Source organism: Bifidobacterium sp. ESL0790, assembly GCF_029395435.1.
In the GTDB taxonomy this organism is placed as follows: Bacteria; Actinomycetota; Actinomycetes; order Actinomycetales; family Bifidobacteriaceae; genus Bifidobacterium.
Genome location: NZ_CP113915.1, coordinates 1,999,783 through 2,025,044, shown reverse-complemented (window position 1 = coordinate 2,025,044; position 25,262 = coordinate 1,999,783). Strand labels below are relative to the sequence as shown.

Here is a 25,262-nt window from a genome sequence, read left to right as displayed (position 1 = left end):
ATATCCAGCACATGTCTCGGATACGCTGGAAGCCATGATCATTGCAGAGCATCTGACGAAGAAGTTCGGCGAGAAGACCGTGTTGAACGATGTGAGTTTCACGGCGCTCGACGGCAGGGTCACCGGTTTCGTCGGCCCGAACGGCTCGGGCAAGTCCACGACCATGCGCACGATGCTCGGCCTCATCACCCCGGATGCTGGTCGCACGCTGATTGACGGTCAGGAGTTCGTCAAAAGCCGGGCGCCGATGACGACGGCCGGCGCGGTGCTCGACGCCAAGTCCGCGCACAAGAACCGCAGCGCCTACGAACATCTGCATTCCCTGGCGCTGACCAACGGCATTCCCGTAGGCCGTGTCAACGAGGTCATTGAGATAACCGGCCTCTCGAATGTCCGCAAAGAGAAGGCCAAGAATTTTTCGCTGGGTATGAGCCAGCGGCTTTCGATTGCCGCGGCGCTGCTCGGCGACCCGCACAACCTGATTCTGGACGAGCCCATCAACGGGCTTGACGCCGAGGGTGTGCGCTGGGTGCGGCAACTGTGCCGTGACTATGCCGGCATGGGCCGCGCTGTGCTGCTGAGCTCCCACCTGATGAGCGAGATCGCACTGACCGCCGACGACCTGGTCATCATCGGCCGCGGCAGGATCATGAAGACCACGTCGGTCGCTGATTTCATCAACGAGAATTCCACCAGCAACATTCGCGTCGCCACGTCCGAGCTCCAAAAGCTTTACGCGATTTTCTCCGACGAGCCAACGGTGACCGTGCGCCAGGTGCAGCGCCGTGCGGATGACGCTCCCGACGGCGAGGTCTTCGAGATCCAGGGCGTGCATGACTATGACCAGGTGGTGCGTATTTTCGCGGCGGCGCAGTTGCCGACCTATGAGCTGCTGCGTGAGCGGACCTCGCTCGAGGACGCCTACGTGGCCCTGACCAATTCGCAGGAGGAATACGTCACGCGGCCTGTCGGTACCGTTGGCGCGTTTGGCGCGGAGCAGGTTTTCGCGCAATCTCTGGGCGATTCGCAGGGTTATTCGCAAGACTCGTCGCAGACGTACCCGCAGGGTTATCCGCAAACCACGCAGTCTCAGCAATCCCAGCAGCTGAGTACACAAGAATCGCAGTATTTGCAAGGTTTGCAGCCTATGGCTTCGTCGCAACAACATTCCCAGCAGGTCCAGAATCCGCAGCCTCGGCAGCAGCCGCAGAATCTTGGGTATACGCGGCAGGATGAACAGAATGGCGGGCCGAAGTCTGCCGCCTCGACGCAACCCCAATCGACTTCTGCGACGGCGTCGACGTCAGCGCCTGTGTCTGCGACGGAAACCTTGCCAGTATCGCCATCGTCGGTACCGTCCCCGCCGGCGTCGCTAGTGTCTTCTCGCCCACAGTCTCCGTCGGAATCCCCATACTCGTGGCAGCATCAATCTCAGGCAGCGCCGCAGTCTCGATTCCAATCCCAACCCCAGGCGGTATCGCAGCCTCAGCTTCAATCTCAGCCTTCGCTCCAGCCTCAGCCTCAGCTCCAGGCCGTATCTCAATTTCAATCCCAACCTCAGGCCACGTCACAACCTCAGCCACCACAGCCGGCATCTCAACCCCAACCCCAACCCGCCTCCCCGCCAATCGCCCGCATCCCCCTCCGCCAACCCCGCCTCACCTTCGGCGGCAGCGTCCACGCCGAGTTCGTCAAACTCTACAGTCTGAGCTCCACATGGTGGTTCACGGGAATATTCGTGGGCCTGATCTGGGTGGCCGGCATATTCGTCGGCTGGATGACCAAGCCCAACGACCTGAATGCCGTCGCCCGCGGCGAGAACTTCGTCAACCTTGCGCACATCGTGTCACTGCCGATGTTCATCGTGGTCATGGCGGCCATCGCCGTGCTCTCGATCACCGGCGAATACTCGAACATGTCGGTGCAGTCCGCGTTGGTCGCCGACCCCAGGCGCGTCTCGTATTTCGGTTCGAAGGCCGTGGTCGTGTTCTGCCATGCCTTCGTCTCGACGCTGGTCGCCTCGTTGCTCGCTTTGGTCTCGCTTTCGGCTTTTTCGAGCGGCCATAACATCAGTTCCAATTACGACGATTATTACCATTCATGGACCCCGTTTGTCTCCACCGTCGGAGCCGCGCTGGCGGTCGGGCTGTTCTCGTTGATCTCGCTGGGCATCGGAGCCATCTGCCGCTCGACCGCCGGGGCCATGGTCCTGATGATATTCATGGGTGGCATGTTCCCGGGCAGCCTGCTGATTCTGGCCGCGTTCACCCAGGTGAGATTCTTCCTCTGGCTCTCTTGGTACATGCCGTCGTCCTGTCTCGATGTGTTTTTGGCGGGCTATACGACTCAAGAGGTCCAGTCGGCTGCGGGATTGGACGTCATGACATATAACGTGGGCGCGCCGAACTGGTGGCAGAGCGGCCTGCTCCTAGGGCTGTGGGCGTTGCTCTTCATGGCCGTCGGCACCGCGGTCTTCCGTCATCGCGACGTGAAGTAGCCGGCGAAATTATCAGCTTGATCCCGTCTGGTTCTCAAGGCCTTCTGATTGCCGACCACTGTCATTAGCCGTTCCCTTTTGCTGGTAACAAGACAGTTCTGCTGGGAAACGTACATTTTGGCCCCCTGAAACATACGTTTTCCAGCAGAACCGTCTTGTTAGATGCACAAAACGGGGCAGAAGGGCGTCTTGCTTTGATCTATCCGCCGAGGGCCCGTGAAAACGGCCCGTAAAAGCAAGCTTCGCCTCGTCATCTCAACGTCACAAGTGGCCCATACAATGAGGGCTATGCCTACTTTCACAAGAGAAACAGTGGAGCACCTTGGCGATTTGGCCAAGATAGCGCTCACCGACGAGGAAGCGACCCGCATGCAAGGCGAGTTGAACGTCATCGCCGATTCCATCAACAAGGTGCAGGAAGTCGCGTCCGATGACGTCGAACCCACCGCCAACCCCGTGCCGCTCGAGGCCTATCTGCGCCCCGATGTGGCCGAAAAGCCGCTGACCACCGAAGAGGCGCTTTCCGGCGCCCCCGCCACTGAAGACGGTATGTTCGTGGCGCCGCGAATCCTCGGAGGTGACGAGTGATGTCGAACATCGAAAACGAAGAGCTGGTCAAGCTCAGTGCCGCTCAGATGGCGGAGAAGATTCGCAACAAGGAAGTCTCCAGCCGTGAGCTGGTCGACGCCGAGCTCAGCGTGATTAACGCCGCCGAGCCGGAGCTGCACGCCTTCCTTCACGTTTCCGCCGACGAGGCTCGCGCCCAGGCCGACGAATTCGACAAGAAGAACGCGGCAGGAGAGACCAAAGGTCTGCCGGAACTTGCCGGTGTACCGATCGCCATCAAGGACATGATCGTCACCAAGGGCATCGAGACCACCGCTGCCTCGAAGATTCTTGAGGGCTGGGTGCCGCCCTACGACGCCACGGTCATCACCAAGCTCAAGGCCGCCGGCATGCCGTTGCTCGGCAAGACCAACCTCGATGAGTTCGCGCAGGGTTCCTCCACGGAGCATTCCGCGTTCGGCCCGACCCACAATCCTTGGGACACCGAGCGCGTCCCTGGTGGCTCCGGCGGTGGTTCCGCTTCCGCGGTCGCCGCGTTCGAGGCGCCGCTTGCCCTCGGCACCGATACCGGTGGCTCGATTCGCCAGCCCGGTTCGTTGACCGGCACGGTCGGCGTCAAGCCCACCTATGGCGGCGTCTCCCGTTTCGGCGCGATCGCCATGGCGAGCTCGCTCGACCAGATCGGTCCCGTCTCCCGCAACGTGCTTGATTCCGCGCTGCTGCAGGAGGTCATCGGTGGCCACGACGTGCGTGATTCCACGTCCATCCCGATGGATGTGCCGCCGATTGTCAAGGCCGCCCGCGAAGGCTATAAGCGCGACCTCAAGGGCGTGCGCGTCGGCCTGGTCAAGCAACTGAGCGGCGACGGCTACCAGCCCGGCGTCGAGGCTCGCTTCAACGAAGCGGTCAAGCTGCTGCAAGGCATGGGTGCCGAAGTGGTCGAGGTCGATTGCCCGCACTTCGATTACGCGCTCGCGGCCTACTACATCATCATGCCCTCCGAGGTCAGCTCCAACCTGGCCCGTTACGATGGCATGCGTTACGGCCTGCGCGTCATGCCGCCGGAAGGCGTGCCGCAGACCGCCGCCAACATGATGGCCTACACCCGTGAAGCCGGCTTCGGCGACGAGGTCAAGCGCCGTATCATCCTCGGCATCTACGCGCTTTCCGCCGGTTACTACGATGCGTGGTACGGCTCGGCGCAGAAGGTCCGCACGCTGATCATCGACGACTTCAACAAGGCGTTCGAGAAGGCCGACGTGTTGGTCGCGCCGACGTCCCCGACCACCGCGTTCAAGTTCGGCGAGAAGATGAACGACCCGCTGACCATGTACATGAGCGATGTCGCCACGATTCCGGCGAACATGGCCGGAACCCCCGCGATGAGCATCCCCGCCGGTCTTTCCGACGACGGCCTGCCGGTCGGCTTCCAGTTCATGGCCCCGCAGAAGCACGACGAGCAGATGTACAAGCCCGCCGCCGCGCTCGAGGCCGCGCTCGAGGAGCAGTGGGGCGGCCCGATCTGGCAGTCCCTCAAGACCCCGTGGCTTGACGGTTCCGTCAAGAGCGCGAAGTAATCGGACGGCAAGGAGCATAAAATCATGGCTGAAAAATTGATGAAGTATTCCGATGCCGTCAAGGAATTTGACCCGGTATTCGGTTTGGAGACGCACGTCGAGCTGTGCACCAACACGAAGCTCTTCTGCCCGGCGCACATCGAGTTCGGTGGCGAGCCCAACTCGCAGTTGACCCCGGTGAGCCTTGGCCTGCCCGGCTCGCTGCCGGTGGTCAACAAGACCGCGGTCGATTTCGCGATCAAGCTCGGCTTGGCGCTGCACTGCCAGATTAACGAGTGGAGCCAGTTCGCGCGTAAGAACTACTTCTACCCCGACATGCCTCGCGACTATCAGATCTCGCAGTTCGACAAGCCCACCAACGGCAACGGCTACCTCGACGTCGAGCTCGAGGACGGCACCATCTTCCGCGTGCCGATCGAGCGCGCACACATCGAGGACGACGCCGGCAAGAACACCCATATCGGTGGCGCCGACGGCCGTATCGAAGGCGCGGATCACTCGCTGGTCGACTACAACCGCGCCGGCGTCCCGCTGATCGAGATCGTCACCAAGCCCGTCGAGGGCGGCGGCGACCGCGTTCCGGAGATCGCGGACGCCTATATGCGTGCCATCCGCGACATCGTGCGCACCCTGGGCATCTCCCATGGTCGCATGGAGCAGGGCAATATGCGCGCCGATGTCAATATTTCGTTGCGCAAGAAGGGCGAGACTGAGCTCGGCACCCGTAGCGAGACCAAGAACGTCAACACGTTCCGCGGCATCAAGAAGACCTTGCAGTACGAGATCCGTCGTCAGGCGGCCATCCTCGACGAGGGTGGCGAGATCCTGCAGGAGACCCGTCACTGGGACGAGGCCACGCAGACCACCGCTGGCGGCCGTGTGAAGTCCGACGCGAACGATTACCGTTACTTCCCGGACCCCGACCTCGTGATGCTGCACATCACGCAGGATCACATCGACGAGATCGCCAAGACCATGCCGGAGATGCCGCGAGAGCATCGCGCCCGTCTGCAGAAGGAATGGAAGCTCAGCGACCTCGAGATGCGCGACATCATCAACGCCGACGCGCTCGATTTGGTCGAAGAGACCGTCAAGGACGGCGCGACCGCTGCCGGTGCCCGCAAGTGGTGGCTTGGCGAGATCTCGCGCGTCGCCAACGAACGCGGCCTCTCGCTCGAGGAGCTGCCGATTACCCCGGCCGACGTGGCCGAGGTCGAGAAGCTCGTCGCCGACGGCAAGCTCAACGACAAGCTCGCCAAGCAGACCGTCACCGGTGTGCTCGCCGGCGAAGGCACGCCTGACGAGGTCGTGAAGAAGCACGGCTATCAGGTCGTCTCCGACAACGGTGCACTCGAGAAGGCGATTGATGACGCCCTCGCCGCCAACCCCGATGTGGCCGAGAAGCTCAAGAGCGGCAACATGAAGCCGATGGGTGCCATCATCGGCGCGGTCATGCGGGCTACCCACGGACAGGCGGATGCCAAGGCTGTGAGTTCTCTTGTAATCAAGAAAATGAAGGGCTGAGGTTTCTCAGCTAGGTGTAACTGACGCCTGACTGAAAAGATATTCATTGTTCGACACGCTCCGGGCCGCTCGGCCAAGTCATACGGTCGAACAACGAATATCTTTTCAGCCAGGCTTTTGCGTATGTGAGTCACGAAGCTTCAGTCTGGCGGGGGAGCGGATTTAGCTGCTGACTGTGGTGGGGGCTGGTTCTTTAGTGTGGGCTGATTTGGTGGATTTTGGGCTATTGGAGGGAATCTAACTCTTTGTCGAAGGGGATGAAGAGGGGTTGAATATCAGTAGCGATTAGTGGTTTGACTGGTTTAGTAGACGTAAAAATGTTGGGGGATTAGGGAATTAGATAGGGGATTTTCCTCTTGGGGAAACGTATGACTTTTGAGGTGGCACAAAAATAATATTTGCTCTATGTCGTAGTTGGGCATATTCGGGAGAAGCCGACACAACGAATCATAGAGGAGAGCATTGTGCCAGATCAGAAGAAGCAAAACCTGTTACGACCAAAATCGAACAACAAGCGTGAGAACCATCGAAGGGGACTGTTCTCCGTTTTCGTGGCGGTAATCGTCGGAGCATCTATGATGATGCCTTCCATGGCGTTCGCGGCCGAGCCTAGGATCCATGGTGGTGCAGCCGGTCAGCCGCAAGTATCGGCGCAGGACGAGCAACCAGGCTCGTCGGCTCAGTCGTCACGTTCGTCGCAATCTTCCCGGCAATCCCAGCAATCAGGCGAATCCGGCCCAACGTCAGCGCAGTCTTCGGCCCCGGCGCAATCGTCAGGTGGGCAACAGGGCGACAACGAACCTTCCGGCGCTCCAACACCTCCGCTCGCACCGGGCCAGTCATCGGTCCAAACCTCTCCGAGTCAGTTGAGCCAGCTTCCGTCATCCCAGGAACTGCAGCCCCGCGGAGGCTCCTCGGTTGGTCCACAATCAAATTGCGTGCTGAACTCAAGCATGTATGACGAGTGCTTCACCGATGACAGAGTGCGGTCCGAAGTTATAGACAGGATTGACCAGTCCCTGGGCGGCAATTACATCGTCGAGGAGTCGGTGATGCGGCAGACGGAGCTCGATCGCGTCACCACCCTAGTCCTTTCTAGCGGCACTTCGAGTGGCAATCTGACCGGCGTGAACCTGTTGCGCAATCTCCAGACCATCCAGATCAATGATGATTGGAGTCTGGAGGACCTCTCGCCGTTGTCGGGCCTGACGAACCTGACGACGCTTGATCTGAGTGGCGACAGCTCGATTGACGATTTGACGGCGTTGTCGACCGTCACCAGTCTGCAAACGCTTAACCTGAACGGTGATAGCGGAATCGGTGACGGCGCCAACAAGCTCACGCCCTTGTCGCCCTTGGTCAACCTCACGACCCTCAAAGTGGTTCAAGCCGACATAAGCGACGTGACCCCGCTGAGAACCCTCACCAGTCTGCAAACGCTTGATCTGGGTGCCAACCAGATCGTGGACGTGTCGGATTTGAACTCGCTGACGAGCCTGACGACGCTGTACCTTGACCAGAACTCCGTCACCGACATCTCCGGCCTGACCAATCTCGCGAATCTCGCCAAGTTTGACGTCAGCTACAACCAGCTCACCGATATCGGCGTCGTGACGAACCATATGCCGTCCATGGTCAATTTCGCGGCGGAGTCCAATGCGCTCACCGTCATTCCCTCGACAATCGGCAATCTGACGAGGCTGGCCTTGCTTGATTTGGAAGACAACAAGATCGATGACGCCGGTTTCGCCCCGATCAGCGGCGTCTCATCCACGCTGACCAATCTGGACATGAATAAAAACAAGCTCACGGTCCTCACGCCCCTCGACAGCCACGCGAGCATCACGACCCTCAAGGTCGGCTTCAACCTCCTCGGCGACACGGGCCTGACCAACATCGCGACGCATCACGCGAACCTCGTCGTTCTCGACGCTTCCGGTTTCGTGCCCGACTCCACTAGGGACGGCGGCATCACCGTCTCGCTGCTGGATCCGGTGACGGGCCTGACCACGCTCGCGCTGAACAAGGACAAGATCGACAACGCGCAGATGAAATACGTGATGGACCACCATCTGACGGTGACCGACCTTTCGTTGCACAGCAACAACATCGACGACCTGTCGTCCATCGCCAGCTCCCCGCACGCCACGACGATGACGTCGCTCAACCTGGCGACCAACCACATTTCCGACCTCACGCCGTTGAGCGGTTGGACGGCTTTCCCGAACACCGATACGAACGACGCCCTATACGTGGGCAACCAATCGATAACGGAGCCCACGATTAGTTACCGCACGAACGTCAAGATCAATCATTTCTACAAGATGCTCAATGGCAGCTATCCCGCCAGCAACACCATTTATCCCTCGTATGATGTGTCTCCGAGCAGCAATTGGTCGTATGATCCCTCCACCGGCGTTTCGACGTGGTCGAGCGTCGCGGGCAACGTCAACAAGGTGAGCGTCCAATTCATGACCGCCCTGCCCGGCCATATCGGCATGTATGGTGGCAAGGCGACGCGCGAGATCACGCCTTTGGTGACGCGTTCGGTGACGTTCGAGCCCGGCACGGGGGCCTCGTGGACCTCGATTTCCGGCACGAATCCGTTGGCGGTCAACGATGGCGACACGATTACCACCGAACCCACGGTGACCGGGATGGTGGCGCCCACCGGCATGCGCCAGGACGGTTGGATTTACGCCTCGACGTCCAACGGGGCCTCGCTCGGCGCGTTCGTCTTCGGTTCGTCGGGTTCCGGCACCGCGGTGACCGGTGACATTTATGTGCGGCCCAATTGGGTGCGCGATTCGTTCGCGGTCCATTACGATTGGAACGGCGGCACGTGGACCGGCGCCGCGCCATCGGGCTCGTCGCTGTATCAGGATTCGCTGACGCAGCCGGCTGCCGCCGACCTGCATGCGCCGGCGGGCAAGCATTTCGACCATTGGGAGGTTGCTGCCTCGGCTTCGGGTCCGTGGACCCCGTTCACTTTCACCGGCTCCTCGATGCCCGGCCATGAGATTTGGATTCGTCCGGTGTGGGCCGATGACGTTGTGCCCGGTGTCCCTGGTGGCACACCGCCGGCTCCTGGGCAGGCTCCCGGATCGCCCCAGGCTCCTCAAGGCCAGCCCCAATACCAATGGTGCGGAAATGGCTGAAACCGGTTCGTCGGTCGTCGTTCCCGTCGGTCTGGCGCTGGTGCTCGCGCTTTGCGCCACGAGTTTCGAGGCGTTGCGCCGCAAAGGGCGCGCGGACGAATCCTGACCTTACCGTTTGTCGAAGGAGCTGAAACGTGCCGCCAGATATGGCTGGGTTGTCGACGTTCCCGTGGTCAGCGAGGGCCAGATATATGAGTATTCGGCCAATCCGAAAACCTGGAGTTTCTGGCTCGTCTACGAGTATGCGAACTATTGAGTTTCGTCTTGCCGTTTCTATAAGGCTGCGTTGTGGCGGCTACCTGGCGCTGGCAAATACCCAGCGAATAGTCAGGCGAATACAGTAATCTGAATGAAGATTTCCAGTGCGTTGGAGGAATGAGATCTATGTCTGCTAACTCCGAAGACTCGGTTGCTGAGGATGTGTCACGCCGTCTGCCTGAACGTATTTCCATACCTGAGATTCGCGGCGAAATGGTGCATCTGCGCCCCGCGACCCTGGAGGATCTTCCCAAACTCGACCAGCTGCAGGTCTATTTCAACGCCTCGGGCGACATGGGCAAGGATGAGGTCTCCGAACGCGCCCTGGTGCACGCCTGGGTGAAGCGTTCCGTGGCGTGGGTGAGCGGCGTGGCCCCGGAGGATTCCGGTGTCGGCGATCCCGAATCTCGCCGTACGATGGCTTGGGCGATTCTGACCGACGCCGACCACGACGTCGACGGCAAGATTGACGCGGGCGAGACCGACAACGTCATCGGCATGATCTTCCTCATCGACCTCGATGGATGGTCGCGTTCGGCCCGCATCCAGGTGATGCTGGGCAAGGATTACCGTGGCCGCGGCTACTCGCGCGACGCCATGCCCCGCGTGATGACCTACGCCTTCGCCTCCGAGCCCACCGGCCTCGGCATGCATCGCATTTGGGTGGCCGTGCCTGAGAAAAGCGCCCGTACGCTTTCGGTCTACCAGTCGCTTGGCTTCATCAAGTCCGGCACCTCGCGCGATTCGCTGTGGGACGCCACTCTCGGCAAGTACCAGGACCTCATCGTCCTCGACACGCTCGTCGACGAATATGATCCGATTCGCTCGCTCGACGCCTTCGGCATGCACGTCATCGAAGGCAACCCGGGCGTCAAGGAGGCCATGGCCGCGCGCGAGCACTCCATTGAGATTCAGCAGCGTTCGAAGGTGAAGGCCGACGAGCTGGCCGCCGCGGTCGCGAAGCCGGCGGACGCGTCCTGCGGCGATGTCGATGACGTTGCGGTTCAACAGCCTGAGTCTAGTGTTGATGATGACGCGAAAGCGGATTCGTCCGTGGCGTCGTCGCCGTCGTCAACCGCCGCGCAATCTGGAGCAACTGACGCTTCGTCGAACGATTCTCCCTCCGCGGCCGAATCCGACGGGCAGCCCGCGGACGACGACAAGCGCGACGAGACCCCCGTCGTGGTCGGCAACGAAGAGGGCGACACCGACTCGGTATGGCCATATTCCGCCACGCAGACCAAGACCTCCAAGAAGGCGTGGTGGCGCAACCTGGGCCACAGCAGCCACGGGGACAAGGACGGCAAGACCGAGCGCCAGACGAGCGGCTCCAAGCAATCCGACAAATCGACCCAGCAATCAAACGACCATAAAGGAGGACGTCGGTGAGTGCCGAAGACCTCGACAATTACGAAACCAACGCCGAGCTCGCGCTCTACAAGGAATACCGCGACGTCATCAAACTCTTCACCTACGTGGTCGAGACCGAACGCAGGTTCTACCTCGCCAACAAGGTCGACTTCAACGTGCGCTCCGCCGGCCAGGACGTCTACTTCGACGTGCGGCTCACCGACGCATGGGTATGGGATGTGTATCGTTCCTCGCGGTTCGTCAAGAACGTGAGAATCGTGACGTTCAAGGATGTCAACGTAGAGGAAGTGCAGAAGTCCGACATCGATATTCCCGACTCCTTGGTGTAGCTTCGTTTGCGCTCTTATGCGATGGGCGGGAAATATGTTCGTTGTTCGGGACGCTCCATGGCCGCTCGGCCGTGTCTTACGCCCGAACAACGAATATATTTCCCGCCCATCTTTGAGGTGGCCGGTGTTTCAGGGGTCTGACTGTGGAGGATGTCGAAGTTCTGGGGCGCGTTTGGAGCGGATAGAGCTACGACTGCGATTGGGATGATTCTTTAGCGATAAGGATTGGGTTTGGGACGCTTTGGCTGAGCCGTTAAGCGAAAAGCCCTGTGGGGTTTTCGTAGGCGAAGTGAGCGCGATGTACGAGCGCGAAGGCAAAATCGTAGATTTTGCTCGGCCAAGCTTACGCCCGAACAACGTATATATCCTCCTCTGCCATCTTTGAGGTGGCCGGTGTTTCTCAGGGGACTGGCTGCGAGGATGTCGGAGTTCTGGGCGCATTTGGAGCGGATAAGAGCTCGGATTGTGGACCGGATGATTCTTTAGTGGCGGGGATTGAGATGAAGATGCTGTCTGGAAATATGCCTTGCTCGGGCGTAAGACACGGCCGAGCGGCCAAGGAGCGTCCCGAGCAAGGCATATTTCCAGACAGCATCGTGGGTTTGTGACCTTAATGATACGAATCCGCGTAAGTTGGAGATGGATTGTGGATGTTTGGGTGGGGTGGCTGGGGAGGTTTGCGCTTGCGTGTAGGCTGGTGATGATTTGTGTAGTGGGGCGTATTGCGCCTCAGAGTATGGATTTTCGAGGAGGTAGATGTGGCTGCGGATGCGGATAAGAAGTCTGTGGTGATCATTGGCGGCGGGCCTGCGGGCCTGACCGCGGCGTGGGAGCTGCTCAAGGACGGCGGCGCCGACAAGTACGACGTGACCGTTTTGGAGGCGACCAAGGAGTTCGGCGGCATCAGCCGCACTGTCAAGCACAACGGCAATCGCATGGATATCGGCGGCCACCGCTTCTTCTCCAAGGACGACCGCGTGATGGACTGGTGGAAGAACATCATGCCGCTGCAGGGTGCGCCCTCGTACGACGACAAGAAGCTCGGTCGCCACCACGACCTCGAGCCCGGCGGCCCCGATCCGGAGAAGACGGACAAAGTGATGCTCAAGCGCCACCGCGTCTCGCGCATCTTCTGGAACCAGCACTTCCTGGACTACCCGATCTCGCTTTCGCCCGGCCTGTTCAAGGCGCTGGGCCTGAAGCTCACGTTGAAGGCCGGCTTCAGCTATCTCTGGTCGATGATCCACAAGCTTCCCGAGGACAACCTCGAGAACTTCTACATCAACCGTTTCGGCCGTCAGCTCTACTCCATGTTCTTCGAGGGCTATACCACGAAGGTCTGGGGCCGCACCCCGTCGCAGATTTCCGCGGATTGGGGCGCTCAGCGAGTCCGTGGCCTGAGCGTCATCAGCGTGCTCAAGAACGCCATCCAGAAGATGATGCCGAAGAAGCGTGATTCCAAGGACGTCGAGACCTCGTTGATCGAGGAATTCTGGTACCCGAAGCTCGGCCCGGGCCAGCTTTGGGAGATCGTCGAGAGCCAGGTCGTCGATGGTGGCGGCAAGGTCATCACCGACGCGAACGTGGTCGAGCTGCGCCAGAAGGATGACGGCAGCATCGCCTCCGTCGTCTATAAGGACGCCGACGGCCAGCGCGTCGAGCTCGGCGGCGACCAGTTCATCTCCTCGATGCCGGTCAAGGATCTCGTCAACGCGATCGACAAGGCGGTCAAGGAAGACGACACCCCGTCGCAGGATGTCGCCACGAAGCCTGCCGCCGTGCCCGCCGACATGACCCGCATCGCCAACGGCCTGCCTTACCGCGACTTCGTCACCGTCGGCCTGCTCGTCAAGCACCTGCGTCTCAAGAACACCACCGACATGAAGACGCTCGGCAACCCGCCGATCGTGCCGGACTGCTGGATCTACGTGCAGGACCCGGGCTACATGGTCGGCCGCGTGCAGATCTTCAACAACTGGAGCCCCTACCTGGTCAAGGATGTGGACAACACCGTCTGGGTCGGCCTCGAGTACTTCTGCGAGGAGGGCGACGACTTCTGGAACCTCTCCGACGAGGAGGCCACGGCGTTCGCCATCAAGGAACTGACCCGCATGCGCGTGATCAACGGCCCCGAGGACGTCCTCGACTCCCACCGTGAGCACGTCAAGAAGGCGTACCCCGCCTACTTCGACACCTACGACGAGATGCCGCAGCTCATCGACTACCTTGATTCCTTCGGCAACCTTTACTGCGTGGGTCGTAACGGCCAGCACCGCTACAACAACCAGGACCACTCCATGGCCAGCGCGATGGAGGCCGTCGGCAACATCAAGTCCGGCAAGACGGACAAGAAGAACGTCTGGTCGGTCAACACCGAGAAGTCCTACCACGAGGAAAAGTAGCGTTTCCTGGTCTTTAGGTTTTCGCAATCAGCCATCCATATTGTTGGGTGGCTGATTTTGTATTATCGCGAGATTGCGTTGCACATTTCGTCGTATGGTTTCATCTCGCAAATATTGCGTGATGTCCCACGATTTTGTGACGCATTTTTTCATGTTCCGGCGGCACCCGCGACACGCGGCACTCCGTGTCGCTATTGGTCTTAGCTCTACTGTATGGTGAAAACCAGTTCGAAAGCCGCATATTGGCGGCGAACGTTCTTAAGCGGTTTATAGTAATCCGCATCTTTTTCACAAAGCTTCCAAGCAGTAGTGCTATGGGAAGCCAAGGAAAGGCATTACCAGTGGCAACAAGCCAGAATATTGAGGATATGAAGCTGCCTGAGCTCAAGCAGCTCGCCAAGCAGATGGGACTCCGGGGCACGTCAACGATGCGTAAGCCGGATTTGCTCGCCACCCTGCAGGCCGCCCGTTCCGGCGGTGAGGCGCCCAGCGGCGTCACCGTCCGTGCCCCCAAGACCAGCGTCAAAAGCCCCGTCGATTCAGTGAAGCGCGATGCCGAGGATTCCGCGGCGAAATCGGAAAACTCGAAATCGAATATGAGCGGCAAGACCGCCGGCTTGCGAGATGAGCGCGAAGACGATCGCGAGGGCCAGCCTGGCGAGTCCGAAGCCGAGCGCAACGATGGACAGGCGGAAAGACGTGTCAATCGGCACGTCGGCACCAGTCAGGCCTCGGCGTCGGCGCATTCGTCCAACGGTTCGGATTCCGAGGAATCCGACGACGAGCCGATGCGCAGACATACGCGCGTGGCCGGTCACCACCATGGCGAGCGGATGATGGAGAACGATGAGGAGCGCGGTGGCCATCGTGGCGCGCGCGCCGATCGCGAGTCCAGCCATGACGGCAACTCCAGCGAGGTGCGCGACCTGGACGACATCCTGGCCACGCTGCCCGTGGTGGACGACAAGCGCGAGCACGATGACGAGAGGCAGGAGCAGCCCCGCCACGAGTTCAACCGCCGTTCGCGCGGCCGCAACGAGCGTTACGGCCGTGGCGATCACGAGCGGGGCAACGAGCGTCACCAGCGCCGCATGCGTGGCCGTGACCGCAACAACAATTACGATTACAACGACCGCGACGATCGCGAGGAGCGTTACAGCCGTTCCGAGCGCGACCGTGACCGCGATCGCGACGAGCGCCGCAACGATCCGCAGGAGGGCACCGTCCCCGTCGCCGGCATCATCGACGTGCTCGATTCCTATGCCTTCGTACGCACCTCCGGCTACCTCGCCGGCCCCAACGACGTCTATGTCTCCATGGGCCAGATTCGCAAGTACGGCCTGCGCAAGGGCGACGCCGTGCAGGGCACGATCCGCCCGCCGCGCGAGGGTGAGCGCCGCAACCAGCGTCAGAAGTTCGTGCCGCTGCAGTCCGTGGAGACCATCAACGGCATGAGCGTCGAGGACGCGGCCAACCGTCCGCACTTCTCCAAGCTCACCCCGCTCTACCCGCAGGAGCGCCTGGTGCAGGAGACCACGCCCAACAAGCTCATCGGCCGCCTGATCGACCTGGTATCGCCGATCGGCAAGGGCCAGCGTGGTCTGATCGTCTCCCCGCCGAAGGCCGGCAAGACCATCACCCTGCAGAACATCGCCAACTCCATCGCGACCAACAACCCCGAGGTCCACCTGATGGTCGTGCTGGTTGACGAGCGCCCCGAAGAGGTCACCGACATGGAACGCACGGTGCAGGGCGAGGTCATCTCCTCGACCTTCGACCGTCCCGCCTCCGACCACACCACCGTCGCCGAACTGGCCATCGAGCGCGCCAAGCGCCTGGTCGAGCTTGGCCAGGACGTGGTGGTGCTGCTCGATTCCATGACCCGCCTGGCCCGCGCCTACAACATCGCGGCGCCCGCCTCCGGTCGAATCCTTTCCGGCGGCGTCGATGCGCAGGCGCTCTACCCGCCCAAGAAGTTCTTCGGCGCGGCCCGCAACATCGAGAACGGCGGCTCGCTCACCATCATCTCCTCGGCGCTGGTGGAGACCGGCTCCAAGATGGATGAGGTCATCTTCGAGGAGTTCAAGGGCACCGGCAACATGGAGCTGCGCCTTTCGCGCGATCTGGCCAACAAGCGCCTCTTCCCGGCCATCGACATCAACGCCTCCGGCACGCGCCGCGAGGAGCTCATCACCCCGAACGACGAGCTGGCGGTCATCTATCGCCTGCGCCGTCTGCTTGGCGGCCTCGAGCCCGAGCAGGCCTACCAGACCATCGTGCCGCGCCTGAAGAAGACGGCCACCAACCGCGACTTCCTGCAGGCCATCATCAAGCAGAACAACAACTGATGCTCGTTTCCTGAGCTATAGCTGCTAGCTGCTGCCAACTGTTGATTGCAAATGTGACGCAAAACAAGCTGTTTGCGTCACATTTGCAATTTGTGGGTGTGTTTGGTTGCGGATGTGACGCGGATGGGCTGGTTTGCGTCACAAGCGCAAGTTTTTGGATAGCCCCGGTTGCATTTGTGACGTTTATGCTGGGGTTTGCGTCACGTTTGCAATCGGGGAATGGATGTGATTGCATTTGTGACGGCCGCCACGCGGTTGCGTCACATTTGCGACCAGGCCGTGGGGTGGTTGGCGTTGCGCGCGGTATCCTTGGATTATGAACGATAGTGACTCCTCTGGCTGGCGCAACACGACCATCGACGACGCCCAAGCCGCGCAGAACCCTGAAATCGCGCACGACGTCGCGCGCATCAAGCAATTGCGGCAGTCCATCGACAACGTGGACACGGCCATCGTCTCGCTGCTCGCCGAACGCTTCAAATACACCGCCGAGGTGGGGGCGCTCAAGGCGAAGGCGGGGTTCGCCCCTGAGGACCGCGAGCGTGAAAGCCGCCAATCCGTGCGTCTCAAGCAGGTCGCCATCAGCGCAGGGCTCGACCCGAACATCGAGGAGAACTACCGCGAGTTCGTGGTCACCGAGGCCAAGAACCGTCACCAGCGCATCGCTGAGGCCGGCGGCGACCCCGGCGTACTCGACGTCTATGCATGAGTGGTGTAGCGGGGCAGGCGTAGGTAATCGAGAGTCGAGAGCGTATAGCCTGAAAATCCAGTTTGCGGATATCGGGATGTCAAATCTGTCAAACGGTTTGTCGCCTTCGCGTCAACGGATTTTATAAGGACCGCGAACCCTTCTGCCGTATCGGGTTGTGACTTTGATGTATCAATGATGATAGTTTACAAATACCAATTTCAGTTGTATGGAATATTATTGGTATTGACACATACTGTCGCATATCAGCGAGGAGAATGGTATGGGCAAGAAGCAGTCCGGCAAGAAGCACGACAAAAAGAAAGGTTCCCATGCCAATGACGACATGATCGCCGCGCAGAAGCGGCTTGAGGACCGCGTGGAGCTGATGGAGCGGGCGATGGTCGAATTCGAGGAGGCCTTGGGCGGCACCCAGGACCTTCCTGTGTCGTGGTTTTTGTATTGTGAGCGCGCCGGGCTGTCGATGACGCAAAGCAAGTTGCTGCTCACCGGGCTCTCCTCACTGCTCAAGGCGTGCATCTCCAATATCTCCTGGGCGCCCCATGCGCCCGCCTGCCTGGGCGAGAACGGGCTGGAATTCTCCACGGATTTCGACGCGACGAAAGGCGAGCGTGGCCCGGCCTATGATGTCGAGCATGTGCGGCTGGTGATGCGCTCGGTGATTTTGGAGGATGATGTGGCGCGTATGCCGGACTCGCAGGTCACCGGGTTCATGCATGCCATCGAAAGCATGGCTATACGTGGCAAGACGCTGTGCGAGCCGTACACGGCCGTCGTGGGCACCGTTCCCAGTGAGAAGCTGGTTTGTGGCGATTTGTCGACCATCAGTGAGTGGTTGTGAACGATTGGTTGTGAGGCGCGAGAGGCGTTGAATATTGTGAGATATCGAGAGTGGGCCCGCATCGATGAACGGTGCGGACCCACTTCTTTGCCGGATTCACAAGAACCCGGGTTTTGGCTTTTTCTCTTGGCTTTCGCCTCGGCTATCGAGCCATCACTTCTTCTTCGGCTTCTTGGCCGGCGGTTCGCCGAGCTCGGCGTCGCTGACCTTCACCACGATTTCGTTGTCGGGCACGTCGGCCGAATCGTCGACCGCGACTGTAAGCGGACCGGTGACTTTGCCAGCCTCGGCGATGTCAATGAGGCTTTCGTCGATGGCCTTCTTGCCGGCTTCGGGGACGTTGAGCGTCGCCTTGAGGATCGGGGTCTTCATGGAGACCTTGGCCTGAGACTTCAAGCCACGCAGCTCGGCCAGCGCCTTGCCGGCCCAGACGAGCATGTCCGGATCAGCGTCACCAGCGGCGGCCTCGTACGGTTCGGCCTTCGGCCAGGCGGCGGTGTGCACAGAGCCCTCGCCCGCGTGCATCCAGTGCCAGACCTCTTCGGTGGCGAACGGCATGTATGGCGCGAAGAGACGTGCGAACGCCTCGAGACCCAAGCCCAGCGTGGTGCGAGCGGACTTCACAGCGGCTTCCGTTGGCGTCTTGCCAGTGGAATCAGCCGTTCCGTAGGCGCGGTTCTTTACCAGTTCGATATAGTCGTCGCAGAACTGCCAGAAGAACGTCTCGATGATCTCGAGCGCCTTGGAATGTTCGTAGGAATCCATCGACTTGGTGGCCTCTCGGATCACGGAAGCCATGCGTGCCATCACGGCGCGGTCAAGCGGTTCGGTGACATCGGCCGGGTTCCAGGCGGCACTCGCGGCGGCACCGACGTGATGGTTGTCGTCCTCGCGGCCGATGGCCAGCGCGAACTTGGTGGCGTTCAGGAGCTTGATGGCCAGACGGCGGCCGATCTTCATCTGGCCCTCGTCGTAGGTGGCGTCGAGGCCGAGCTTGGCGGAGGCAGCCCAATAACGCACCGCATCGGCGCCGTACTTGTCGACCGGCTCCTTCGGAACGACGACGTTGCCCTTGGACTTCGACATCTTCTTGTGGTCGGGGTCGAGGATCCAGCCGGAAAGCGCGGTGTGCGCCCACGGCAGGCAATGGTTCTCGAGATGCGCGCGGTCCATCGTGCTGAAGAGCCAGGTGCGGATGATGTCCTGGCCCTGCGGGCGCAGGTCCATCGGGAAGGTGGCCTTGAAGAGGTCCTTGCTTTCCTGGTCGGGCTCGGCCCAGTGGGTCACGATTTGCGGGGTCAGCGACGAGGTGGCCCAGGTGTCCATGATGTCCTTCTCGGCGGTGAAGCCGCCGGGCACATCACGCTGGTCCTCGCTGTAGCCGGCCGGCACATCGTTGGTCGGATCGATCGGCAGCTGGTCCTCGCTCGGGGTGATCGGATGGTCGTAATCCGGATCGCCGTCGGCCTTGACCGGGTACCACAGCGGGAACGGGACGCCGAAGAAGCGCTGGCGCGAGATGAGCCAGTCGCCGTTCAAGCCGTTGACCCAGTTCTCATAGCGCACGCGCATGAAGTCGGGGTGGAACTCGAGCTCCTTGCCACGCTCGAGCAGCTCGGCGCGCAGCTTCATATCGGTGCCGCCGTTCTTCAGGTACCACTGGCGCGAGGTGACGATCTCGAGCGGCTTGTCGCCCTTCTCGTAGAAGTTCGTCATACGCTTGGTGGGCTTCGGCTCGCCGTCGAGGTCGCCGGACTCACGTAGGTGCTCGACGATGATCTTGCGGGCCGTGAAGGTGGTCTTGCCTTCGGTCTCCTCGAAGATCTTCTTGCCGCCTTCGTCAGTGATCCAATCGGGCACGTTCATGATGATGCGGCCGTTGCGCTGGATGATCGGGCGGGTCGGCAGGTTCAGGTCACGCCACCACTCGATATCTGTCTGGTCGCCGAAGGTGCAGCACATCGCGATGCCGGCGCCCTTGTCCATCTCCGCGGCGGGGTGCGCGAGGATTGGCACCTTCACCTTGAAAAGCGGGGAGTAGACGTACTGGCCGAAGTACTTCTGGTAGCGCTCGTCGTTGGGGTTGGCGATCAACGCGCCGCAAGCGGCCAAAAGCTCCGGACGGGTGGTCTCGATGTAGATCGGGGTGCCGTCCTCGAAGCGGAAGGCGACGCGGTGGTAGAAGCCGTCGTACTCGCGGCTTTCCAGCTCGGCCTGTGCCACTGCGGTCTGGAAGGTGACGTCCCAAAGACCGGGGGCGTCCTTCTGATAGGCCTCGCCGCGCGCGAGATTGCGCAGGAACGCCTTTTGAGCCACGCGCTGCGGGTGTTCGCCGATGGTGTGGTAGGTCTGGCGCCAGTCGATGGACATGCCCAAGGAACGCCATAGCGCCTCGAACTGCTTCTCGTCCTGCGCGGTGAGCTTCTCGCACAGCTCCACGAAGTTCTTGCGGCTGACAGGCACCTGGTCGCGGGCGTTGATCTTCTTGCCCTGCGTGCCCTCGAACGGCGGCTTGAAATCAGGATCATACTTGAGCGACGTGTCGACGCGCACGCCGTAATAGTTCTGCACGCGGCGCTCGGTGGGCAGGCCGTTGTCGTCCCAGCCCATCGGGTAGAAGACGTGCTTGCCCTTCATACGCTCGTAGCGGGCGATGACGTCGGTATGGGTGTAGGAGAAAACGTGGCCCACGTGCAGGCTGCCCGAAACGGTGGGCGGCGGGGTGTCGATGGAGTAGACGGCCTTGCGGTCGGGCTCGCCGTTACCGTCGCGCGGGATGTCGAAATAATAGGTGCCGTTGTCGTCCCAATCGGCACGCCATTTGTCCTCGAGGCCGTCGACGCCGACCCTGTCGGGAAGCGGCGAAAGGCTTGCGTTGATAGTGTTATTGTCCTGATCAGTCATAACCCTCAAGTTTAGAAAGCAATGGTGACATCAGGGCGTGCCTGTCCACGTTGATATTTGAGGGAATATGCGTGGCGATACCCAAAGCTTTATTCACGGCGATATCGACGAGGCTGTTTCGGTATGGCAGCGGGGCTATTTCGTGAGCACATCGCGCAACGGCAGCAGCTGGTCGGTCATGTTGCGTGGGGCGCCCGTCACCTTCTTGGTGGTCACCACGGTGCTGCTCTCGTTGTATAGCCAAGCGCCCGCGGCGTCGAGGCTCACGGCCTTCGCGTAGGTCTTCAACGCGCCTTGGTAATCGGCGTCGTTCGTGGTGGCCAGGGCGTTGCGGTACATCTGTTGGGTGTCGCCGTTCTGGTAGCCGAACTTGTTGTCGGCGAACTGGCCGGCGTCGTCAGTGCCGTCCATGGTGGTGATGGCCATCGTGTAGTCGCCGTTGCCGATGCGCTGGCGCACCGTGGCGTCGTTGACCACCTGCATCGTCAGGTTGAACCGGGTGGGCGCGAACTGCTTGGCGATCTGGTTGCCGAGGTCGCTGTATTCCTCGGGCACGAGGAAGGTGGCGCTGCCGAGGTAGGCGGGGGAGAAGTAGTTGATGTCGTTCTCGCCTTCGCTGAGGTTGTGCGGGTAGAGCGAGTTGAGGTCTTCGTAGCCGGGCTCGAGCGGCCCGATCGGACCTCCCAGCGGGGCCGAGGCGCTTGGCTGGCTTTTCACCAGGCTTGGGGTGTCGAGGATATAGCGTGCCGCCTTGCGCGCGCGTTCGTCGGAGAATATGGAATTGGTGCCGTTGTTGAGCGCCAGCATCACCTTCACTGTGCCCGAGCCCTTGGTGACGTTGTATTTGTCGTTGTTCTCGTAGGGGCTGGGCGACTCGGCGGGCTGGAGCACCGCCACCTGGATCTCGCCGTCGCTCATCGCCGAGCGCATCGAGTCGGCGGAGTCGTAATAGTGCAGGCGCACCTGCGAGGACGCGGATTGCTGCTGCCAATACAAGGTGTTGCGCACCAGTTTTATGGAATTGCCGGGCTCGAACGTGCGCAGGGTGAACGGCCCGCTGCCGAGCGCCTGCTTGGCGTAGTCGATCTTGGCGTTGGAATCGTATACGATGCCCGCACGCGAGGAGAGCGCCCGCAGCAGCTTCGGGTTCGGCGTGCTCAGGGTGACCACCACCGTCGAGGTATCGGGGTTGCGCACCTGGGCGATGCCGGTGAGGTCCTCGGCGCCCACGTAGCTGTCGTTAATGACCTGCTGGAGTGAGTAGACGACGTCGGAGGAGTCCATCGCGTCGCCGTTGGAGAAGCGCATATCGCTGTGCAGGTCGAAGGTGTAGGTCAGGCCGTCCTTCGAAATATCCCAGCCTTTGGCCACGGAGGGCACGAGGTTGTTGTCTTGGTCGCGGCCGACCAGCGTCTCGTATACATTGCCCAGCAGCGCCTGGTCGAGCTCCTTGCCCGGGGTCTTGCGGATGTCGAGCGTCTGCGGGGCGGGGCCGTCAATGCCCACGGCCACTTCGGTGAGCGGGACGATGGAGGTGAGGCTGTTGATCGGGCGCCGGTTGTGCGCGGCCCAGCCGATGCCAACGGCGGCGAAGAGCACGGCGGCGACACCGATGAAGGCCAGACCCTTCATCGGTCGAATCGAACGCTGTGCATGCCGTGACATAATACAACACTGTACCGTGCCGGGCTGAATGATAGCTGAAAGTCATACATCGTTTCAGAGGTGTGATCGTCGCGGCATCGCGTGGCATTGCGCCAGCGTCAGAGATGACGGAACGGCGGTGAAGAAATGGCGGAATTTCGGCTTTTTGAGGCCGATTGTCAACCGACTCAGCCGAACATGCCGGCGGAGGGGCAGGTGTCGTTGAGCGGGCAGTCGGCGCATTCCGGCCGGCGCGCGTGGCAGGTGGAGCGGCCGAAGAGGATGAGGCGGTGCGAGAGGTTCGTCCATTCGTCCGGCTCGAAATAGTCGGTGATCTCCTTCTCGATCTTCACCGGGTCGGGATGCGTGCTGCGCCAGTCGGAGCGCCAGCGCAGGCGGCCGGTCAGGCGGATGACGTGGGTGTCGACGGGGAATCCGGGGATGCCGAAGGCGTTGCCGAGCACCACGTTCGCGGTTTTGCGGCCCACGCCGGCCAAGGTGGTGAGCTCCTCCATGGTCTTGGGCACCACGCCGTCGAAATCGCGCATGATCTGGCCCGAAAGCGTGATGATGTGGTCGGCCTTGGCGCGGTAGAAGCCGACCGGGTGGATGATGTCCTCGATGCGCTCAGGATTGGCCGCGGCGAGCTTGTCGGGTGTGCCGTAGTCCTTGAAGAGCGTGGGTGTGACGCTGTTGACCCGCACGTCGGTGGTCTGGGCGCTCAGCACCGTGGCGACGAGAAGCTGGAACGGGGTCTCGAAATCAAGGGCGCACTCCGGCTCGGGGATGATCTCGCGCAGCACCTCGTACTCGGCGTGCATGCGCTCGAATCGTTGCTTTTTGGTCTCCCTGGGCATCGTTCACTTCCTGTGTTGGCGCGTTGTGCGCGTCGCGTTTGCGTGGATGGCGTCGGATATCAATGGATATCACGCGATATCGCTGAATATGCTTGACGTACCCGAATATATCCGTCGACCGCTATCTTGTCGCCACTATAGGTACCAAACCGCACAAAATCAGGAATTATCGCTCGACGCGTTTTCGGTGTGGTTGTCGGAAGCATTGTCGGAGGCGCCATCCGCGGCGTTGCCACCATCCGCGCTTTCGGAGCTGCACTCCTCCGGCGGGTCGAAACGGTAGCCCACATTGCGGACCGTGCCGATCATATGCTCGTATTCGCCACCAAGTTTGGCGCGCAGACGACGGATATGCACGTCGACCGTTCGTGTGCCGCCGTAATAGTCGTAGCCCCAAACCTCCTGCAGCAGCTGGGCGCGCGTGAAGACGCGATGCGGATGCTGCACCAGGTATTTGAGCAGCTCGAACTCCTTGTATGCAAGGTCGATTGGCTGGCCCTTGAGGCTGGCGGTATAGCTTTTGGTATCCACGATCAGGTCGCCGGAACGCACCCGGCCGTCCTCGCGGTAGACGCCTTGGTCCTTCTGCGTTGGCGCCACGGCCGGAGCGTTCGCGCCGCGCTCGCAGACCAGCCGCAGCCGCCCCTCCACTTCGGCGGGCGAGGCCGTGCAGACCACCACGTCGGTGACGCCCCACTGCCCGTTGACCGCCGTGAACCCGCCTTCGGTGAGTATGAGGATGATGGGCAGGCCAAGCCCCGAGGCGTGGATGAGGTTGCACAGCGTCTTGGCCGTGGCCAGGTCGTCGCGGGCGTCGAGGAAGAGGATGGTGTTTTCGGGAAGTTTGATGAGGCTGGCGGTCTCCATGGGCAGCACGCGCACGCGGTGGGAGAGCAGGGCCAGGCTCGGCAGCACGGTGGCCGGGTCGGAGGCCGCCGTCATCAACGTCAAGTCGGTCATTGAGCCCCCTTCCCATGATGGGCGCAGGTTGTTGCCCGAGGCGGAACTCGCGCCAGCCTGGCCCTCGCCGATTGTGTGCCATTTTACCTGCTGGTTGTGGACACTTGCGGCTACCATATATTGCTATGGAAAGCCCGGATTGTGTCGGCTGTGTTACGCTCGACGCTCCCGGAGCTTGGTAATGTTGCTGGGAACGCCTGTGCTGCGGCCAAAACGGGCGGTGTGAGGGCAATTCCCTCATTCGAGATTGGAGCTCACAATATGGACGCTGGGGTGGATCAAGGCGCCGAAGGACGGCAAGCGGTTGGCTCGTCGTCCGGCTCCAGCGTGGACGTGGCCGGCGCCGGCTCTGGCTCGGGTGTTGTCGGTGTTGGTGCCGGGCAGGGTGGTTCCGGTCGCTCGGCCAAACACATTGTGCTGCTTGAGGTTTGCGTCTATGTCGTCATTGCCGTCATGCTTGTGGCCTCCTGCTTTGTCGACGGCCAGGTGCAACTCACGATTGCGGAACTCATCGCGCAGATGATGGTGTTCGGTATTATTTTCTGGCCTATGCGCGGTTCGATTGTCGACAGGATCATCGGTATCGTCGGCGGTGAGCTGATGATTGGCGGCACGCAGATGGTGCTCTTGGATTTGCTGCCCAGAACCGGCGAAACCAGCGGCAACCATCGGGCGCATGTTGGCCGATTCGAGGAGGTTTCTACCGGCAGCCTGCTTCATGTCTGCACGCTTTGGGCAGGTGCGCTGTTGGTGGCGCTTACCGTTTTCGCTATTTTGGGATTCCTTCATCAGATGCTGCGCCGTGAACGCACGAATATGGTGCTTTCCCTTTCGGAAAGTTTGATGATTAACGTTGCCCTGGTTGCCGCTTCCGGATGGGTGTTCCTTCCGGTGCTGCTGCGTTATTTCTCGGGGGATTTGAAGGACGCGAAGGTTGCCGGCACCGCTCAAATCGGTATAGTGACGATTATCGTCATCGTCGTTCTGGCGCTGTTGGTGGCGTTGGCTTGTGCTTCGGTGCGCTGGTGGTGTGATTACAATAGGGTGAGTCAGCCTGATCGCAGTGAGGTCGTTCCGCATTGGAGCGCTGATGAGCGCCGGCGTTACTCATGGATTGGCATTGGTCTTGCACCGATTATGTACGGCGGTTTGGTTGTGTTCCTGGCGTTGGTCGCGCTGCTTGTTTTCGTTGGCTGATGGTTATCGTGGCGATTCATAGCACGGAACGCTTGTATATGCCGTGATTGTTCTTCGGTGCTATGTCGTGTTTTGCTTGAGAATCGCACAACGTTGAAATATCAATGATTCTGGTGACT

16 protein-coding genes and 1 pseudogene are annotated in these 25,262 nt (G+C 60.9%); 13 read left to right on the top strand and 4 right to left on the bottom strand.

What is annotated here, in order from left to right:
• Positions 1–34: 34 nt before the first annotated feature.
• The 12 genes and pseudogenes from OZY47_RS07720 to OZY47_RS07665 all read left to right on the top strand — a co-directional run.
• A pseudogene (locus OZY47_RS07720) lies at positions 35–1,000 on the top strand (ATP-binding cassette domain-containing protein); the annotation flags it as partial.
• Positions 1,001–1,147: 147 nt separating this feature from the next.
• Positions 1,148–2,497, top strand: coding sequence for an ABC transporter permease subunit (locus tag OZY47_RS07715; protein WP_348519403.1), 1,350 nt, complete (start codon positions 1,148–1,150; stop codon positions 2,495–2,497).
• Between the two features lie 288 nt (positions 2,498–2,785).
• A complete protein-coding gene (gene gatC, locus OZY47_RS07710; RefSeq protein WP_277177767.1) occupies positions 2,786–3,085 on the top strand; it encodes an Asp-tRNA(Asn)/Glu-tRNA(Gln) amidotransferase subunit GatC in 300 nt (99 codons plus the stop codon).
• Positions 3,085–4,641: an Asp-tRNA(Asn)/Glu-tRNA(Gln) amidotransferase subunit GatA gene (gene gatA, locus OZY47_RS07705; protein WP_277177766.1), complete on the top strand. Its 1,557-nt coding sequence runs from the start codon at positions 3,085–3,087 to the stop codon at positions 4,639–4,641. Before gatC ends, gatA begins: the two co-directional genes overlap by 1 nt.
• A 24-nt stretch (positions 4,642–4,665) precedes the next feature.
• Positions 4,666–6,165 carry an Asp-tRNA(Asn)/Glu-tRNA(Gln) amidotransferase subunit GatB gene (gene gatB / locus OZY47_RS07700; protein WP_277177764.1) on the top strand — a complete coding sequence of 500 codons (1,500 nt, stop codon included), beginning with the start codon at positions 4,666–4,668 and terminating at the stop codon, positions 6,163–6,165.
• Between the two features lie 938 nt (positions 6,166–7,103).
• On the top strand, positions 7,104–9,323 hold the full coding sequence (locus OZY47_RS07695; RefSeq protein ID WP_277177762.1) for a leucine-rich repeat domain-containing protein: 2,220 nt from the start codon (positions 7,104–7,106) through the stop codon (positions 9,321–9,323).
• Between the two features lie 384 nt (positions 9,324–9,707).
• A complete protein-coding gene (locus tag OZY47_RS07690; RefSeq protein WP_277177761.1) occupies positions 9,708–10,970 on the top strand; it encodes a GNAT family N-acetyltransferase in 1,263 nt (420 codons plus the stop codon).
• The gene (locus OZY47_RS07685) at positions 10,967–11,281 is read left to right on the top strand and encodes a DUF2469 domain-containing protein (RefSeq protein WP_277177760.1); all 315 of its coding nucleotides are present in this window, start codon (positions 10,967–10,969) and stop codon (positions 11,279–11,281) included. The genes OZY47_RS07690 and OZY47_RS07685 overlap by 4 nt, the downstream gene beginning before the upstream one ends.
• A 758-nt stretch (positions 11,282–12,039) precedes the next feature.
• On the top strand, positions 12,040–13,683 hold the full coding sequence (locus tag OZY47_RS07680; RefSeq protein ID WP_277177758.1) for an NAD(P)/FAD-dependent oxidoreductase: 1,644 nt from the start codon (positions 12,040–12,042) through the stop codon (positions 13,681–13,683).
• A 341-nt stretch (positions 13,684–14,024) separates the two neighbouring features.
• A complete protein-coding gene (gene rho / locus OZY47_RS07675; protein WP_277177756.1) occupies positions 14,025–16,031 on the top strand; it encodes a transcription termination factor Rho in 2,007 nt (668 codons plus the stop codon).
• Between the two features lie 316 nt (positions 16,032–16,347).
• Positions 16,348–16,740, top strand: a complete 393-nt coding sequence (locus OZY47_RS07670; protein ID WP_277177754.1) for a chorismate mutase — start codon at positions 16,348–16,350, stop codon at positions 16,738–16,740.
• A gap of 262 nt (positions 16,741–17,002) precedes the next feature.
• Positions 17,003–17,581, top strand: coding sequence for a hypothetical protein (locus tag OZY47_RS07665; protein WP_277177752.1), 579 nt, complete (start codon positions 17,003–17,005; stop codon positions 17,579–17,581).
• A gap of 153 nt (positions 17,582–17,734) precedes the next feature.
• Here the strand turns inward: OZY47_RS07665 and valS are convergent, their stop codons facing one another.
• From valS to OZY47_RS07645, 4 genes are all read right to left on the bottom strand, one after another.
• Positions 17,735–20,485: a valine--tRNA ligase gene (gene valS / locus OZY47_RS07660; protein WP_277177750.1), complete on the bottom strand. Its 2,751-nt coding sequence runs from the start codon at positions 20,483–20,485 to the stop codon at positions 17,735–17,737.
• A 135-nt stretch (positions 20,486–20,620) separates the two neighbouring features.
• Positions 20,621–22,150, bottom strand: a complete 1,530-nt coding sequence (locus OZY47_RS07655; protein ID WP_277177749.1) for an ABC transporter substrate-binding protein — start codon at positions 22,148–22,150, stop codon at positions 20,621–20,623.
• A 167-nt stretch (positions 22,151–22,317) separates the two neighbouring features.
• Entirely contained in the window at positions 22,318–22,986 is a 669-nt protein-coding gene (gene nth / locus OZY47_RS07650; RefSeq protein ID WP_277177747.1) for an endonuclease III, read from the bottom strand.
• Positions 22,987–23,145: 159 nt separating this feature from the next.
• Positions 23,146–23,946, bottom strand: a complete 801-nt coding sequence (locus tag OZY47_RS07645) for a response regulator transcription factor (RefSeq protein ID WP_277177745.1) — start codon at positions 23,944–23,946, stop codon at positions 23,146–23,148.
• A gap of 261 nt (positions 23,947–24,207) precedes the next feature.
• On the opposite strand from OZY47_RS07645, the gene OZY47_RS07640 reads away from it, so the two are divergent.
• Positions 24,208–25,143, top strand: a complete 936-nt coding sequence (locus tag OZY47_RS07640) for a hypothetical protein (protein ID WP_277177743.1) — start codon at positions 24,208–24,210, stop codon at positions 25,141–25,143.
• The last annotated feature ends 119 nt before the right edge of the window (positions 25,144–25,262 follow it).